The organism is Ochrobactrum sp. SFR4 (assembly GCF_019730395.1).
GTDB lineage: Bacteria > Pseudomonadota > Alphaproteobacteria > Rhizobiales > Rhizobiaceae > Pseudochrobactrum.
Genome location: NZ_JAAPBB010000661.1, coordinates 1 through 283, shown reverse-complemented (window position 1 = coordinate 283; position 283 = coordinate 1). Strand labels below are relative to the sequence as shown.

The window sequence follows — 283 nt, the reverse complement described above, 5'->3', positions numbered from 1 at the left end:
AGCGCCAGCGTTTGTCTATTGCGCGCGCTATTGTGCGTAAAGCACCGATTTTGCTGTTAGATGAGGCGACATCCGCGCTCGACAATGATTCTGAAAAGCGTGTGCAACAGGCGCTGGAAACTATCATGAAAGATCACACAACCATTGTGATCGCTCACCGTCTTTCCACTGTGGTCAACGCCGATAAAATCATTGTCATGGAAGCCGGTAATATTGTGGAAGAAGGCCGCCATGCAGATCTCATCACAATCGAAAACGGCGTTTATGCCCGTTTTTACAAGCT

Annotated in this window: 1 pseudogene; it reads left to right on the top strand. The window is 48.4% G+C overall.

The features are described from left to right. Positions 1-283 (top strand): annotated as a pseudogene (locus HBA93_RS20700) (ABC transporter ATP-binding protein); the annotation flags it as partial.